At 68.2% G+C, this 16546-nt stretch carries 10 protein-coding genes and 3 rRNA genes; 3 read left to right on the forward strand and 10 right to left on the reverse strand.

The window, feature by feature from the left end:
- Positions 1-216 precede the first annotated feature (216 nt).
- The 7 genes from FHX73_RS07415 to FHX73_RS07445 all read right to left on the reverse strand — a co-directional run bounded on the left by FHX73_RS07415 (position 217) and on the right by FHX73_RS07445 (position 9814).
- On the reverse strand, positions 217-570 hold the full coding sequence (locus tag FHX73_RS07415; protein ID WP_145904225.1) for a cupin domain-containing protein: 354 nt from the start codon (positions 568-570) through the stop codon (positions 217-219).
- 128 nt (positions 571-698) lie between these two features.
- Positions 699-1358: a YigZ family protein gene (locus FHX73_RS07420; protein WP_145904226.1), complete on the reverse strand. Its 660-nt coding sequence runs from the start codon at positions 1356-1358 to the stop codon at positions 699-701.
- 81 nt (positions 1359-1439) lie between these two features.
- Positions 1440-2738, reverse strand: a complete 1299-nt coding sequence (locus FHX73_RS07425) for a DUF6986 family protein (protein WP_145904227.1) — start codon at positions 2736-2738, stop codon at positions 1440-1442.
- A 133-nt stretch (positions 2739-2871) separates the two neighbouring features.
- Entirely contained in the window at positions 2872-4563 is a 1692-nt protein-coding gene (locus tag FHX73_RS45530) for a DUF2637 domain-containing protein (RefSeq protein WP_211786156.1), read from the reverse strand.
- Between the two features lie 147 nt (positions 4564-4710).
- Positions 4711-4827, reverse strand: a 5S ribosomal RNA gene (gene rrf, locus FHX73_RS07435).
- 84 nt (positions 4828-4911) lie between these two features.
- Positions 4912-8031, reverse strand: a 23S ribosomal RNA gene (locus FHX73_RS07440).
- A gap of 268 nt (positions 8032-8299) precedes the next feature.
- Positions 8300-9814 (reverse strand): 16S ribosomal RNA (locus FHX73_RS07445).
- The 16S, 23S and 5S rRNA genes sit together here, the layout of an rRNA operon.
- A gap of 730 nt (positions 9815-10544) precedes the next feature.
- Here FHX73_RS07445 and FHX73_RS07450 point away from each other — a divergent pair.
- The 3 genes from FHX73_RS07450 to FHX73_RS07460 all read left to right on the forward strand — a co-directional run bounded on the left by FHX73_RS07450 (position 10545) and on the right by FHX73_RS07460 (position 12688).
- The gene (locus FHX73_RS07450; RefSeq protein WP_145904228.1) at positions 10545-11270 is read left to right on the forward strand and encodes an SRPBCC family protein; all 726 of its coding nucleotides are present in this window, start codon (positions 10545-10547) and stop codon (positions 11268-11270) included.
- Positions 11271-11332: 62 nt separating this feature from the next.
- Entirely contained in the window at positions 11333-12007 is a 675-nt protein-coding gene (locus tag FHX73_RS07455) for a DUF4166 domain-containing protein (RefSeq protein WP_246213787.1), read from the forward strand.
- A 36-nt stretch (positions 12008-12043) separates the two neighbouring features.
- A complete protein-coding gene (locus FHX73_RS07460; protein ID WP_145904230.1) occupies positions 12044-12688 on the forward strand; it encodes a TetR/AcrR family transcriptional regulator in 645 nt (214 codons plus the stop codon).
- Positions 12689-12705: 17 nt separating this feature from the next.
- Here FHX73_RS07460 and FHX73_RS07465 read toward each other — a convergent pair whose 3' ends face one another.
- The 3 genes from FHX73_RS07465 to FHX73_RS07475 all read right to left on the reverse strand — a co-directional run bounded on the left by FHX73_RS07465 (position 12706) and on the right by FHX73_RS07475 (position 16483).
- Positions 12706-14241: a CoA-acylating methylmalonate-semialdehyde dehydrogenase gene (locus FHX73_RS07465; protein ID WP_145904231.1), complete on the reverse strand. Its 1536-nt coding sequence runs from the start codon at positions 14239-14241 to the stop codon at positions 12706-12708.
- Between the two features lie 130 nt (positions 14242-14371).
- The gene (locus FHX73_RS07470; protein ID WP_145904232.1) at positions 14372-14830 is read right to left on the reverse strand and encodes a hypothetical protein; all 459 of its coding nucleotides are present in this window, start codon (positions 14828-14830) and stop codon (positions 14372-14374) included.
- Positions 14831-14956: 126 nt separating this feature from the next.
- Positions 14957-16483 (reverse strand): gamma-aminobutyraldehyde dehydrogenase, encoded by a 1527-nt coding sequence (locus tag FHX73_RS07475; RefSeq protein ID WP_145904233.1) that lies wholly within the window; start codon positions 16481-16483, stop codon positions 14957-14959.
- Positions 16484-16546: the final 63 nt, after the last annotated feature.

Here is a 16546-nt window from a genome sequence, read left to right on the forward strand (position 1 = left end):
GCCGGTCGGCGGCAGTCGCCGGCTGGTCCGTACGGTGAGAACGCGGCTGCCCGGAGCTGGAGTTCCAGTCCCGGGCAGCTTTTAATTCATTCGGGTGTCATTGGCGGGTCATCCACCGGATTCCTCGACCGCGGGTGTATAAGGCAGCGGGTGCATCAGGCGGCGGGCACATGAGGCGGCAGGTGTCCGAGGCGGCGCGAGCACCGGGGCACCGGCTCAACTGGTGGTGGCGCGCTGCCCGCAGCCGTGCTCGGCCGCCGGCCGCCCGGTCACGCCCAGCGCGGCGGCCGCGCCCACCTCCGTGGCGTCGGCCGGCACCACCAGCGGCCGGCCCTCCCGCTCCTGGTAGTTCGCCAGGATGACCACCGGTTCGGTGCCCAGGTTGTAGCCGATGTGCCGCTGGTCAGGCAGCTCCAGCAGGAACTGGCCCGACCTGGTGACCTCGACGGTCCCGTCCTCCAGCACCCTGGTCAGCACGCCCGTCAGCAGCATCGCCTGGACCATCGCCGGGTGGTAGTGCCAGCCGGTGTTCGTCCCCGGCGCGATGGTGACGGTGCGGATGACGGCCATCTCGGGTTCTGCTCCTGTAAGTCGGTGACGGACTCAGGCTACTGACCGGCCGTTGCCCGGGGCCCGAATTCGTGCGCTTTGGCCGAAAGCGCATGCGACTCTGGCGGCTCTGCGTACTTTCCCACAGGTCAGCGGTCCTCGGGGGCGTTCCAGGGCAGTTCGACGTGGGTGCGTCCGGCGGGCACCGCGGCCGCGGCCCCACCGCTGGTCTCGGCCAGCCAGGCGTGGAAGGCGGGCAGTTCCGGCTCGGGCACGCCGACCTCGATCCGCACCCCGCCCGCGTCGTAGTGCGATCCGCGCACCGCGTGCCCGGCGGCCCGCAGTTCGTTCTCCAGCCGGCCCGCCCGGGCGTGGTCCACCGCGACCTCCAGCAGCGCGACCGGTCGGCGCTCGACCAGCCCGACCTCGTCCAGCGCCGCCGAGACCGCGCCGCCGTAGGCCCGGACCAGCCCGCCGGCGCCGAGCAGCACCCCGCCGAAGTACCGGGTCACCACCGCGACCGTGTCGGTGACGCCGCGTCGGCGCAGCACCTCCAGCATCGGCACGCCCGCGGTGCCGCCCGGCTCCCCGTCGTCGCTGGACCGCTCCCGGCGCTGCTCCTCGCCGACCACGAAGGCGGTGCAGTTGTGCCGGGCGTCCCAGTACCGCTTGCGGATCCCGGCGATGAACTCCTGCGCCTGCTGCTCGTCACCGGCCCGGGCGAGGTGGCAGATGAAGCGGGACCGCTTCACCTCGATCTCGTGGCTGCCGTCCGCCCGGATGGTCAGGTACGGCGCTGGCTGCGGCATGGCGGGGGTGCTCCGGAGGGTCGGGGACGGCGGTCCTCCCACCCTAACCAGGCGTCCCCCGCCGATCGGGGCCCCGCCGGGTCAGCGACCGCTCAGTGCGTCCAGCTGCGCACGGTCCAGGCCGGTCAGCGCGGTCACCTCGGCGAGGTCCACCGCCCCGCAGTCCAGCCCGCGCAGCAGGTAGCCGCTGAGCGCCTTGGCGGTGGCCGGCTCGTCCATCACGTCGCCGCCGGCCTTGGCCACGTAGGCCGCCAGGCGGGCCGCGGCGGCCGCCAGGCCCTCGCGGTAGAAGGCGTAGACCGCCGCGTACCGGGTGGGCAGGTGCGCCGGGTGCATGTCCCAGCCCTGGTAGTAGGCGCGGGCGAGCGAGCGGCGGACCAGCCCGTGGTGCAGGTTCCAGGCCGCGAAGACCTGCTCCCGGGGACCGGTCGGGATCACGTTGGTCGAGCCGTCGGAGAGCCGCACGCCGGTGCCGGCGGCGGCCACCTGCATCACCGCCTTGGCGTGGTCGGCCACCGGGTGGTCCATGCTCTGGTAGGCGGCGCTGACCCCGCAGGAGGCGCTGTAGTCGAAGGTGCCGTAGTGCAGGCCGGTCGCCCGCCCCTCGGCCGCCTCGATCATCAGCGCCACGGTGGCCCGGCCGTCCGGGCCGAGGATCGCCTGGGTGGTCTCGATCTGGATCTCGAAGCCGATCCGCCCCTGCGGCAGGCCGGCCCGCTGCTCGAAGTCGCGCAGCAGCACGACCAGCGCCGTGACCTGCTCCGGGTAGGTGACCTTGGGCAGGGTGAGCACCAGGCCGGCGGGCAGCTCGCCGCCCTCCGCCAGCAGGGTGCCGAGGAAGAGCTCCAGGGTCCGGATGCCGCGGGCCCGGACGGCGGCCTCCATGCACTTGATCCGCACCCCGATGTACGGCGGGGCGGTGCCGTCGGCCACGGCCCGGACGACCAGGCGGGCGACCCGGACGGCCTCCGCGTCCTCCTCCTCGTCCGGGCGCGGGCCGTAGCCGTCCTCGAAGTCGACCCTCAGGTCCTCGATCGGCTCGCGCTCCAGCTTGGCCCGGACCCGGGCGTGCACCTCGGTGATCAGCTCGTCGGCCGGCACGCCGAGCGCCTCGGCCAGCTCCGCCGGGGTGGCCGCGTGGGTGTCCAGCGCCGCAAGCGCCTGCCGGCCCCAGTCGGCGACGGTGTCGGCGGCGAACGCGTCGGCCGGGACGTAGACGGTGTGCACCGGCTGGCGGGTGCCCGGGTCGCCCGGGTAGCGGCGGGCCAGGTCGGCGTCGACCGGGCCGAGCAGCGCGTCCACCGCACTGGCGGCGGACGGCGAGAAGGTCACCCGCTCCGCTGCCGTGGAAGCACCGTTAGCCTGCTCGACCTGGGACATCCCGACTCCTCCAGCGCTTCAACAGATTGTTGAGGCGACGGTAGTCCGGGAGTTCGGCGGGCGTCAATGGGTGGCCCACCAGCCGGGAGGGGCGCTGTTCGGTTGTCGGTTCGTAGGGATCGCCGGTTGCCGGTCACTCCCGGCCGAGGGTGGCGTAACGGTCCTGCAGCTGCGGCCAGATCCGGGCCATCTCGCTGCGGCTGGCCTGCACGCCCGGGCGGCGGCCGGTCACGCCGTACTCGCTGAACAGGTAGCCGGCCAGCAGCTCCTGGTCCGGGTGCCGGTTGTGCGTGTCCAGGTAGGACACCAGGCCCTCGACGGCGACGTCCACCGTGAGTTCGCGGCCGAACTCGACCGGCTCCTCATCCTGTTGCGGCGCGACCGGGACGCGCGGGGCGAACACGTTCTCCACCTGGCGCTCGATCGACGGCGCCGGCTCGGCCGGGTGCCCGGCAGGGGCGTCCAGGTCGAGCTGCGGCTGCTCGACGACCTCCGCGGCGGCGGGAGCGGCGGCCTGCGGGCGGCCCTCAGCGAGGGCGATCAGCTGAGCCCCCGTCAGCGGGGGGCGCTGCGGGCCCGCGGCGGCAGCGGCTGCGGCCGGCTGCTGGGGGTGCTGCGGCTGCTGGACCGGGCGGGCCTGCGGCGCGGCCGGCTGCGGCTCCGGTGCGGACGGCCGGGCGGTGGCGAACCACGGCGAGGCCTGGGCCTGGCGGTGCTCGGCGGCGGGCGGCTGCTGGTGCTGCGACTGCTGCTGAGGCTGCTGCTGCTGCGCGTTCGGCACCGCGAGGTCCGCGGGCCGGCCCGCGCGGATGTCACGGAGCGCCGCCACCGGACGGGCCGCTCGGGCCGGCGTCTGCTGAGCCTGCGTCACTGGGCCGTCCACGAGCGTCGGTTGAGCGTGCTGCTGCTGGGTCGGCTGCTCGGCGGTCACCTGGCTGTCCCGCCAACGCTCGGAGGCGAGCTTGGCCAGCACCGGCGCCACCGCCGCGGCCGGGAATCCCCCGCCGGACTGCCGGGCCTGGCCCGACTGCGTGTTGGTCGGCCGGTCGGCGGCCGACTGCGCGTCGGTCGGCTGCGGGCTGGCCGGCTGGGCGGGGAGCGGCTCGACGGCGGCCGGCTGCTCCTGCTGGACCACGGCGGTCGCCGGCGACGGGTCGATCCGGTCCAACAGCGTGACGTCCAGCGGCACCCCGAACTTGGCCAGCTTCAACGGCAGCAGCGCCTGGATCGGTGCCGCCCGCCGCCACCCGCGGCCGTACCGGAAGCGCAGTTGCGCCCGGTACACCAGCCGGTTCTGCTCCAGCCGCACCACCTCGTCGTACGAGCGGAGCTCCCAGAGCTTCATCCGGCGCCACATCCGGAAGGTGGGCACCGGGGAGAGCAGCCAGCGCATCAGCCGGACCGACTCCATGTGCCGGTCGGCGGTTATCGCCGCGATCCGCCCGACCGCGTGCCGGGAGGCCTCCACCACCACCACGAAGAGCACCGGGATCACCGCGTGCATACCCATGCCCAGCGGATCGCCCCAGGAGGCGGCGGCGTTGAAGGAGATGGTCGCGACGGTCAGCAGCCAGGCCGCCTGACGGAGCAGGGGGAAGGGTATGCGCAGCCAGGTCAGCACCAGGTCCAGGGCCAACAGCACCACGATGCCGGCGTCCACGCCGATCGGGAACGCGTACGAGAACGCTCCGAAGCCCTTGTGCAGGGCCAACTCCCGCACCGCGGAGTACGATCCGGCGAAGCCGATCCCGGAGATCACACAGGCGCCGACAGCCACTACGCCCAACAGTGCGCGGTGCGCACGGGTAAGGGATGGACGTGCCATTCGTTGATCAACCCCTGGGTCTCGTCGTGGACTTCCGGATCCTACTCGGACAGGCTTTCGTCACTGTGTGTGGCCCCCTCCGTGAAGGGGTCCGGAAACGCGAAGAAGCCCCCATCACCAAGTGATGGGGGCTTCTCCACAAAGATTGTTCGGCGGCGTCCTACTCTCCCACAGGGTCCCCCCTGCAGTACCATCGGCGCTGTAAGGCTTAGCTTCCGGGTTCGGAATGTAACCGGGCGTTTCCCTCACGCTATGACCACCGAAACACTATGAAACTGTCAACCGCACCCACCCGACACTAACGGTGGGGGTCGTTGTTTCAGAACAACACAGTGGACGCGAGCAACTGAGGACAAGCCCTCGGCCTATTAGTACCGGTCAGCTCCACCCCTTACAGGGCTTCCACATCCGGCCTATCAACCCAGTCGTCTACTGGGAGCCTTACCCTCTCAAGGAGGTGGGAGTGCTCATCTCGAAGCAGGCTTCCCGCTTAGATGCTTTCAGCGGTTATCCCTCCCGAACGTAGCCAACCAGCCATGCCCTTGGCAGGACAACTGGCACACCAGAGGTTCGTCCGTCCCGGTCCTCTCGTACTAGGGACAGCCCTTCTCAACACTCCTACGCGCACAGCGGATAGGGACCGAACTGTCTCACGACGTTCTAAACCCAGCTCGCGTACCGCTTTAATGGGCGAACAGCCCAACCCTTGGGACCTACTCCAGCCCCAGGATGCGACGAGCCGACATCGAGGTGCCAAACCATCCCGTCGATATGGACTCTTGGGGAAGATCAGCCTGTTATCCCCGGGGTACCTTTTATCCGTTGAGCGACGGCGCTTCCACAAGCCACCGCCGGATCACTAGTCCCTGCTTTCGCACCTGCTCGACCCGTCGGTCTCACAGTCAAGCTCCCTTGTGCACTTACACTCAACACCTGATTGCCAACCAGGCTGAGGGAACCTTTGGGCGCCTCCGTTACTCTTTAGGAGGCAACCGCCCCAGTTAAACTACCCACCAGACACTGTCCCTGATCCGGATCACGGACCCAGGTTAGACATCCAGCACGACCAGAGTGGTATTTCAACGGCGACTCCACAATGACTGGCGTCACTGCTTCAAAGTCTCCCACCTATCCTACACAAGCCGAACCGAACACCAATATCAAGCTATAGTAAAGGTCCCGGGGTCTTTCCGTCCTGCTGCGCGAAACGAGCATCTTTACTCGTAATGCAATTTCACCGGGCCTATGGTTGAGACAGTCGAGAAGTCGTTACGCCATTCGTGCAGGTCGGAACTTACCCGACAAGGAATTTCGCTACCTTAGGATGGTTATAGTTACCACCGCCGTTTACTGGCGCTTAAGTTCTCAGCTTCGCCTGGACGAATCCAAGCTAACCGGTCCCCTTAACGTTCCAGCACCGGGCAGGCGTCAGTCCGTATACATCGCCTTACGGCTTCGCACGGACCTGTGTTTTTAGTAAACAGTCGCTTCTCGCTGGTCTCTGCGGCCGGCCCCAGCTCAAGCAGCAAGTGCCATCACCAGTTCCGGCCCCCCTTCTCCCGAAGTTACGGGGGCATTTTGCCGAGTTCCTTAACCATAGTTCACCCGAACGCCTCGGTATTCTCTACCTGACCACCTGAGTCGGTTTGGGGTACGGGCCGCCATGAAACTCGCTAGAGGCTTTTCTCGACAGCATAGGATCATCCACTTCACCACAATCGGCTCGGCATCAGGTCTCAGCCTCAATGAGTGGCGGATTTGCCTACCACTCGGCCTACACCCTTACCCCGGGACAACCACCGCCCGGGCTGGACTACCTTCCTGCGTCACCCCATCGCTCACCTACTACCCTGTTGGATCAGCGGCTCCACCACGTCCCTTCGTCCGAAGACTCCAGGCCGGCTTCACGGCTTTAGCATTCAGAGGTTCAGCGTTGGCGCTTCAAAGCGGGTACGGGAATATCAACCCGTTGTCCATCGACTACGCCTGTCGGCCTCGCCTTAGGTCCCGACTTACCCTGGGCAGATCAGCTTGACCCAGGAACCCTTGGTCAATCGGCGCAAGAGTTTCCCACTCTTGTATCGCTACTCATGCCTGCATTCTCACTCGTATACCGTCCACGACTCGATTCCTCGGCCGCTTCACCCGGCACACGACGCTCCCCTACCCATCACAGCGGGCGTTGGCCCTCATGCTGCAATGACACGACTTCGGTGGTGTACTTGAGCCCCGCTACATTGTCGGCGCGGAATCACTTGACCAGTGAGCTATTACGCACTCTTTCAAGGGTGGCTGCTTCTAAGCCAACCTCCTGGTTGTCTCTGCGACTCCACATCCTTTCCCACTTAGCACACGCTTAGGGACCTTAGTCGGTGTTCTGGGCTGTTTCCCTCTCGACCATGGAGCTTATCCCCCACAGTCTCACTGCCGCGCTCTCACTTACCGGCATTCGGAGTTTGGCTAAGGTCAGTAACCCGGTGAGGCCCATCGCCTATCCAGTGCTCTACCTCCGGCAAGAAACACGCGACGCTGCACCTAAATGCATTTCGGGGAGAACCAGCTATCACGGAGTTTGATTGGCCTTTCACCCCTAACCACAGGTCATCCCCCAGGTTTTCAACCCTGGTGGGTTCGGTCCTCCACACGGTCTTACCCGCGCTTCAACCTGCCCATGGCTAGATCACTCCGCTTCGGGTCTTGGGCATGCAACTCAAACGCCCTATTCGGACTCGCTTTCGCTACGGCTACCCCACACGGGTTAACCTCGCTACACACCGCAAACTCGCAGGCTCATTCTTCAAAAGGCACGCAGTCACGGCCCGCCAGCAAGCTGACGAACGACGCTCCCACGGCTTGTAGGCACACGGTTTCAGGTACTATTTCACTCCGCTCCCGCGGTACTTTTCACCATTCCCTCACGGTACTATCCGCTATCGGTCACCAGGGAATATTTAGGCTTAGCGGGTGGTCCCGCCAGATTCACACGGAATTTCTCGGGCTCCGTGCTACTTGGGAGAAGCTCAAGTGAGCCGTACAGATTTCGCCTACGGGGGTCTTACCCTCTACGCCGGACCTTTCGCATGTCCTTCGACTATCCATACGGTTTCTGACTCACCCAGCCGCCGGCAGACGACTGAAGAACTTTCCCACGACCCCGAAGTGGCAACCCCTGCCGGGTCTCACACCACTACGGTTTAGCCTCATCCGGTTTCGCTCGCCACTACTCCCGGAATCACGGTTGTTTTCTCTTCCTGCGGGTACTGAGATGTTTCACTTCCCCGCGTTCCCTCCACATACCCTATGTGTTCAGGTATGGGTGACAGCCCATGACGACTGCCGGGTTTCCCCATTCGGACACCCCCGGATCAAAGCTCGGTTGACAGCTCCCCGGGGCCTATCGCGGCCTCCCACGTCCTTCATCGGTTCCTGGTGCCAAGGCATCCACCGTGCGCCCTTAAAAACTTGGCCACAGATGCTCGCGTCCACTGTGCAGTTCTCAAACAACGACCAGACACTCATGCTCAACACCCGAAGGCGCCTCACAAGAGACCGGCACTGAGACAACGTTTCCGTTCCCTCAGGACCCAACAACGTGCCCGACACACCCGATCACTTGAACCCGTTCCACGCCGAAGCAGTACTAGGAAACAACCAATCAAGTGTGCCGAATAGTCAACGTTCCACCCATGAGCAAGCACTCCAGGACATTCGCCCGAAGCTGCCATGTGCTCCTTAGAAAGGAGGTGATCCAGCCGCACCTTCCGGTACGGCTACCTTGTTACGACTTCGTCCCAATCGCTGGTCCCACCTTCGACGGCTCCCTCCCAAGGGTTAGGCCACCGGCTTCGGGTGTTACCGACTTTCGTGACGTGACGGGCGGTGTGTACAAGGCCCGGGAACGTATTCACCGCAGCATGCTGATCTGCGATTACTAGCAACTCCAACTTCATGGGGTCGAGTTGCAGACCCCAATCCGAACTGAGACCGGCTTTTTGGGATTCGCTCCACCTCACGGTATCGCAGCCCTTTGTACCGGCCATTGTAGCACGTGTGCAGCCCAAGACATAAGGGGCATGATGATTTGACGTCGTCCCCACCTTCCTCCGAGTTGACCCCGGCAGTCTCCTGTGAGTCCCCGACATTACTCGCTGGCAACACAGAACAAGGGTTGCGCTCGTTGCGGGACTTAACCCAACATCTCACGACACGAGCTGACGACAACCATGCACCACCTGTATACCGACCACAAGGGGGCGCCTATCTCTAGACGTTTCCGGCATATGTCAAGCCTTGGTAAGGTTCTTCGCGTTGCGTCGAATTAAGCCACATGCTCCGCTGCTTGTGCGGGCCCCCGTCAATTCCTTTGAGTTTTAGCCTTGCGGCCGTACTCCCCAGGCGGGGAACTTAATGCGTTAGCTGCGGCACCGACGACGTGGAATGTCGCCAACACCTAGTTCCCAACGTTTACGGCGTGGACTACCAGGGTATCTAATCCTGTTCGCTCCCCACGCTTTCGCTCCTCAGCGTCAGTAATGGCCCAGAGATCCGCCTTCGCCACCGGTGTTCCTCCTGATATCTGCGCATTTCACCGCTACACCAGGAATTCCGATCTCCCCTACCACACTCTAGCCTGCCCGTATCGAATGCAGACCCGGGGTTAAGCCCCGGGCTTTCACATCCGACGCGACAGGCCGCCTACGAGCTCTTTACGCCCAATAATTCCGGACAACGCTCGCACCCTACGTATTACCGCGGCTGCTGGCACGTAGTTAGCCGGTGCTTCTTCTGCAGGTACCGTCACTTGCGCTTCTTCCCTGCTGAAAGAGGTTTACAACCCGAAGGCCGTCATCCCTCACGCGGCGTCGCTGCATCAGGCTTGCGCCCATTGTGCAATATTCCCCACTGCTGCCTCCCGTAGGAGTCTGGGCCGTGTCTCAGTCCCAGTGTGGCCGGTCGCCCTCTCAGGCCGGCTACCCGTCGTCGCCTTGGTAGGCCATTACCCCACCAACAAGCTGATAGGCCGCGGGCTCATCCTGCACCGCCGGAGCTTTCCACCAACCCCCATGCAGAGGAAGGTAATATCCGGTATTAGACCCCGTTTCCAGGGCTTGTCCCAGAGTGCAGGGCAGATTGCCCACGTGTTACTCACCCGTTCGCCACTGATCCACCCCGAAGGGCTTCACCGTTCGACTTGCATGTGTTAAGCACGCCGCCAGCGTTCGTCCTGAGCCAGGATCAAACTCTCCGTGAATGTCTCCCCGTAATCGGGGCGAACACCCGCGCAGAGCGGCACAGCAACCACCGGAATAGGGCGGCCCCGTGCACTGCGTCCTCGCTAGTGTTTTTGTTACTAAAGGAATCTCCAACCCCAATCCACAAGGGACCGAGGCCGGGGATGTCAACATATCTGGCGTTGACTTTTGGCACGCTGTTGAGTTCTCAAGGAACGGACGCTTCCTTCGAGCCGCTTTCCAGCGGACCCTCCGGGCGCTTCGTTCTTTCGTGTTTCAAGCTTATCAGATCCGAGCTTGTGCTCTTTCCCGACTCGCTTTCGTCTTCTGCGACCTGACGGCCCGTCCGACGTGTTGAACTTTAGCCCAACTCCGCTCCGAAAAGCGAATCCGGACCCACCCCCGAACTTCGTCCGAGAGCACCCCCGAAATACCCGCACAGCAAAACGAGACCCCCTCCGCGGCGTGCGAACACGACACACGAAAAGAGGCTTGTCGTACTGAGGGTGGTGTTTCGAGAGAGTGGCCGCTCCGGGACCGTCCGCGCAGACGCGTGTCCGGCGCTCCCTGCCGAGCGACTAGGGAACAGTACGCCTCTCCCGAGTCGGATGCAAACCCCCGGGAGCCGCACGGGCGACCCGGGTCCGACAGGCTCCCCACCTGCTCTTGAGCGATCGCTCAAACCCCTGTCATAGTGGGCCCGCCAGCACTTTGAGCAGTCGCTCAAACCATCGGGGGAACGGAGCTGCCATGCCCTTCGCCGTCAGACGGCCGAAGCCGCTCTACGTCGAGACTGTGATCGCGGCGGACCAGGAGTTGCTGTGGGAGCTCACCCAGCTCCCCCGGCACCACCAGCGCTGGGACGCCCGCTTCAGTCGGATCAGTTACCTCCCGTCCGCCGATCCGGCCGCGCCGGTGCGCTTCCACTACTCGCTCGGCCCGCGGCGGGGTCCGCGGCTGACCGGCGTGGGCACCACCACCGCCGAGCGGCACCGGCCGGACGGGACCAGGGTCAGCGCCCTGCGGTTCCGGGCCGACGGCCGGCTCTCCCCGCTCGGCGAAGGTGCGGGCTACTGGCGCTACCGGCCCGGGCCCCCCGGAGTCGGCTTCAGCACCGGCTACGACTACCGCGGTTGGCCCGGGCCGCTCGGCACGGCGGCCGACCGATGGTTCGTCCGGCCGGCGGTCGGCTGGCTCACCGCCTGGTCCTTCGACCGGCTGCGGCTCTGGGCGGAGCTCGGCATCCCGCCCGAGCGCTCGCGCCGGCAGGCGGTGGGCGAGCTGGCTGCCCGGGGCGCCGTCGTCGCGCTGGCCGCTTGGGCGCTCGGCCCGCTGCCGGCCGTGCCGGTGCTCGCCGCCGTCCTCTTGCTCCCTCCGCTGCCGGGTACTCCTGCTGCCCGCCGCTGCCGCCGCCGACCGTCCGACCGCACGGGCACCCGAGTGCCCGCCGCACTCACCACCCTGGAGGCACCGTGACCACCGCGACCACCGCACACCCCGCACCCGCCGCGCAGCCCGCGCACCCCGCGACCGACTCGATCTTCCGCCGCGCCCTCGGCCCGGCCTTCGAGCGGCTGCACCCACAACTGCAACGCCGGTTCGGCTTCTCCAGCCGGTCCGGTGTCGCCTGCCTCGGGACCGGCCGGATGGACCAGGTCTGGCACGGCTCGCCGGCGCTGCGCCCGTTCCTGCGCTTCGGCGCGACCCGCAACCTGCTCTTCCCCGAGCAGGGCCGGGACATCGACTTCACCATCGCCAACTACGCCTACCTCGACCGGTTCGGCCGGGAGACCGTCACCTTCGTCCGGACCTTCCAGTTCGCCCGCCCCCGCCGGTTCGACGCCACCATGATCGCCTCGGACCGGGACCCGAGGCTGGTGGTGGACTTCCTGGGCACCCATCAGCACATCGCCGCCGACCTGCGGTTCCGGGTCACCAGGCCCGGCGGCCTGCTGATCACCACGCACGGCCAGCGGTTCACCGGCCTGCCCGGCGCCCCGGGCTGCCCGTCCGCGCTCACCGGCCACGCCCGGGTGCACGAGTGGTACGACGACCGGGCGGACCGCTTCCGGATCGACGTGCAGGTGACCAATCCGCTGATCGGTCCGGTGCTCGGCTACTCCGGCTCGTTCCGGGCGGAGTACGTCGAGGTGACGGACCCGGCGGCGATCCCGGGGTACGTCCGGCCGGTGCGCGAGTGCCCCCGGAGCTGACCGGTGCGCCGTCCCGCGATCGGTACCCTGCACCGCATGAGCGACACACGGGAGCGCCTGATGGCCGCCGCGATCAGCCTGCTGAAGCGGCAGGGCATCTCCGGTGTCTCGGCCCGGACGATCGCCGCCGAGTGCGGCGCCAACCAGGCGCTGGTCTTCTACCACTTCAAGACCGTCGAGGGCCTGCTCGCCGCGGCCGCCCTGCGGGAGACCGAACTCCGGCTGGCCCGCTACCGCCCGGCCCTCGCCGCGACCGGCTCGCTGCGCGAGCTGCTGCGGGTGGGCCGCGAGCTGCACGAGATCGAGCGGGCCGAGGGCTCGGTCGCGCTGCTGGGCCAGTTCCTGGCGGGCGCGGCGACCTACCCGCAGCTGGCCGGGGCGAGCCGTGACGCGCTGCGGCTGTGGAGCGAGGAGATCGAGGCGGTACTGCTGCGGCTGTTCGCCGACCACCCGCTGGCGGAGCTGCTGGACCTGCCCGGTCTGGCGCACGCCGTCTCGGCCTCGTTCGTCGGCCTGGAGCTCTACGACGGCGTGGACCCGGCGGGCGCGACGGCCGCGTTCGAGGCGCTGGACCGGCTCGGCCTGCTGGTCGAGGCGGTGGACGGGCTGGGCCCGGTGGCGAACCGCGCGGTCCGGGCGACGCTGCGGCGCAGCGTCGCCCGGACCGCGAACGGGGACTGACGTGGGCTGACGAGCCGTCAGCTGTTGGTCGGGAAGCCCAGGTTGATCCCGCCGTGCGAGGGGTCCAGCCAGCGCTGGGTGACGGCCTTGCCCCGGGTGAAGAACTGGACGCCGTCCGGGCCGTAGGCGTGCGTGTCGCCGAAGAGCGAGGCCTTCCAGCCGCCGAAGGAGTAGTAGGCGACCGGCACCGGGATCGGCACGTTGATGCCGACCATGCCGACCTCGACCTCGTGCTGGAAGCGCCGGGCGGCGCCGCCGTCGTTGGTGAAGATGGCGGTGCCGTTGCCGTACGGGTTGCCGTTGATCAGCTCCAGGCCCTCCTCGTAGGTGGCGACCCGGACCACCGAGAGCACCGGGCCGAAGATCTCGTCGTTGTAGACGGACATGCCGGGCTTGACGTGGTCGAAGAGGGTCGGGCCGAGCCAGAAGCCGTCGTCGGTGGAGGCACCGCTGGCGTCCTCGGCGGTGATCGGGTGCTTGCGCCCGTCCACCGCCAGCTCGGCGCCGTCGGCCAGGCCGGACTCCACGTAGGAGGTGACCTTGTCGCGGTGCTGGCCGGTGACCAGCGGGCCCATCTCGGAGTCGCCGTTGCAGCCGGGCCCGACCTTGAGGGTGGCGATGCGCTGCTTGATCCGGTCCACCAGGTCGTCGCCGACCGGGTCGACCGCGACCAGCACGGAGACCGCCATGCAGCGCTCGCCGGCCGCGCCGAAGCCGGCGTTGACGGCGGCGTCGGCGGCCAGGTCGAGGTCGGCGTCGGGCAGCACCAGCATGTGGTTCTTGGCGCCGCCGAGCGCCTGCACCCGCTTGCCGTACCGGGTGCCGGTCTCGTAGACGTAGCGGGCGATCGGGGTCGAGCCGACGAAGCTCACCGACTTGACGTCCGGGTGCTCCAGCAGCCGGTCCACCGCGACCTTGTCGCCGTGCACCACGTTGAAGACGCCGTCCGGCAGACCGGCCTCCTTCCACAGCTCAGCGATGAAGTTGGCCGCCGAGGGGTCCTTCTCGGAGGGCTTGAGGACCACGGTGTTGCCCGCCGCGATGGCGATCGGGAAGAACCACATCGGCACCATGGCCGGGAAGTTGAAGGGCGAGATGATCGCGACCGGGCCGAGCGGCTGGCGGATCGAGTAGACGTCGATCCCGGTGGAGGCCTGCTCGGTGAAGCCGCCCTTGAGCAGCTGCGGGATGCCGCAGGCGTACTCCACCACCTCCTGGCCGCGGGCCAGTTCGCCGAGCGCGTCGGAGTGCACCTTGCCGTGCTCGGAGACGATCAGCGCGGCCAGTTCGTCCTTGCGGGCGTTGAACAGCTCGCGGAAGGCGAAGAGCACGGTGGTGCGCTTGGCGATCGAGGCGTGGCGCCAGTCGGTGAAGGCGGCGGCCGCGGCGGCGACGGCCTGGTCCACCTCGGCCACTCCGGCGAAGTCCACCTGGCCGGAGGTCCGGCCGGTGGCCGGGTCGTGGATGTCGCCGCGGCGCGGTGCGGCGCCGGCGGTCGGTACCGGGGCGCCGCCGATCCAGTGGACGACGTGCTTCTCAGCGGGCTTGGTCACGGTGGTCTGCCTCCAGATCGCGGGCTGTACCTCCAGTCTGGTCAGCCGCCCGGGGCTGCTCAACGAGCACACTGACGGGACTCGCCCGTTCGGGCTTACACCTCGTAGGGGCGGTGCGCCGGACGTCGCCTCACAGGTGCTCGCCCGGCCCGGGCACCCCCGCCGCCGCCTCGTGCAGCACCAGCTCCAGCACCATCGGGTCGGTGAGCGCCCCCGAGCCGTCCGGCGGCAGCAGCCAGCGCAGGCCCCGCCCGGCGCGCAGCGGGTGCGGCACCATCACCCAGGTGCCCTCGCCGGCGCCGCGCACCCCGGTGCCGATCCACCGGCCCGCGGTGCCGACCGGCACGAAGAACGCGACGGTGTCGTCGCCCGGGTCGTGCAGCGCCGGGCCCCCGCCGGGCAGCGCGTCGAAGAGCCGCACCGCCGGGCGGCCGAGCCGGCCCGGCACGATCAGCACGTCCCAGAGCCGCCCGGCCGGCAGCAGCGCGATGCCGAGCGAACTGCGCTCCCACTCGCGCCGGCAGGCCTCTGGGTCGGGGGCGGCGGCGGCCAACCAGGCCACCGCTGCGGCGGGTCCGGTGCTCTCCATGGCCAGCTCCTCGCTCGGCTCGCGCGGCGGACCACCGAGGTCCGCCGTCGGACGGTGAGAGCGAGCCGGGCCCCGGCTCTTACACCGGTCGGCCGCACCAGTGCACCGGGCGGCCACACCGGTCGGCTACAGCGCGCTGCCCGGGTCGCCGAACACCGTCCGGTGCCACTCCTTCCGGGCGACCGCCGTGGTGTCGAACATGACGTGCTTCACCTGGGTGTACTCGTCCAGCGAGTACTGCGACATGTCCTTGCCGTAGCCGGAGGCCTTGTACCCGCCGTGCGGCATCTCGCTGATGATCGGGATGTGGTCGTTGACCCAGACGCAGCCGGCCGCCAGCTCCCGGGTGGCGCGCAGCGAGCGGTGCACGTCGCGGGTCCAGGCCGAGGCGGCCAGGCCGTAGGGGGTGTCGTTGGCCAGCCGCAGCCCCTCCTCGTCCGAGTCGAACGGCAGCACCACCAGCACCGGGCCGAAGATCTCGCCCTGCACCACCTCGCTGCGCTGGTCGGCGCCGGTGATGAGGGTGGGCGCGTAGTAGGCGCCGCGGCTCAGGTCGCTGCCGTCGTGGCCGAGCACCGGCCGCTCGCCGCCGGTCACCACGGTCGCGTAGCCGCGGGCCCGCTCGACGAAGCCGGCCACCCGGTCGCGGTGGGCGAACGAGACCAGCGGGCCGAGGTCGGTGGCCGGGTCGGCCGGGTCGCCGGTCCGGATCCGGCCGAACAGCTCGGCGACCCCGGCGACGAAGGCCTCGAAGAGCGGGCGCTGCACGTAGGCACGGGTCGCGGCGGTGCAGTCCTGGCCGCCGTTGATCAGCGAGCCGGCCACTGCTCCGTGCACGGCGGCCGTCAGGTCGGCGTCGTCGAACACCACGAACGGGGCCTTGCCGCCGAGCTCCAGGTGGGTGCGCTTGACCCCGGCGGTGGCCAGTTCGGCGACCCGCTTGCCGACCCCGGTGGAGCCGGTGAAGGAGACCATCGCGACGCCCGGGTGGGAGACCAGGTGCTCGCCGGCGTCCCGCCCGGCGCCGGTGACCACGTTGACCACGCCGTCCGGGATCCCGGCGGCGGTGCAGGCGCGGGCGAACATCAGCGAGGTGAGCGGGGTCAGCTCGGCGGGCTTCAGCACGATGGTGTTGCCGGCCGCGATCGCCGGCAGCACCTTCCACGCGGCCATCTGCAGCGGGTAGTTCCAGGGCGCGATCGAGCCGATCACGCCGATCGCCTCGCGGCGCACGTAGGAGGTGTGGTCGGCGGAGTACTCGCCCGCGGCCTTGCCCTCCAGGTTGCGCGCGGCGCCGGCGAAGAAGGCGGTGTTGTCGATGGTGCCGGGCACGTCGAACTCGGTGGCCAGCCGGATCGGCTTGCCGGTCTGGGCGCTCTCCACGGCGGCGAAGTCGGCGGCGTGCTCGGTGAGGATCGTGCTGAGCCGCAGCAGTGCCTCGGACCGGGCGCCGGGGGTGGCCCGGGACCACTCGGGCAGCGCGGCGGTGGCGGCGGCGACGGCCGCGTCCACGTCGCCGGTGGAGGCGAGCCGGACCTGCTGGACGGTGCTGCCGTCCGCCGGGTTCACCACGTCGAAGGGCTCGGTGCCGGTGCCGGCGCGGGCCCGGCCGGCGATGTACTGGGCGCCGTCGGCGAAATTGCTGAGCTCCATTGGTGGGTTCTCCTCCATCGGTCCATTTCACCCCGTGCGATGTGGCCGACCCTGCCGGGCGCG

Origin of the sequence: Kitasatospora viridis (assembly GCF_007829815.1) — a bacterium.
In the GTDB taxonomy this organism is placed as follows: domain Bacteria; phylum Actinomycetota; class Actinomycetes; order Streptomycetales; family Streptomycetaceae; genus Kitasatospora; species Kitasatospora viridis.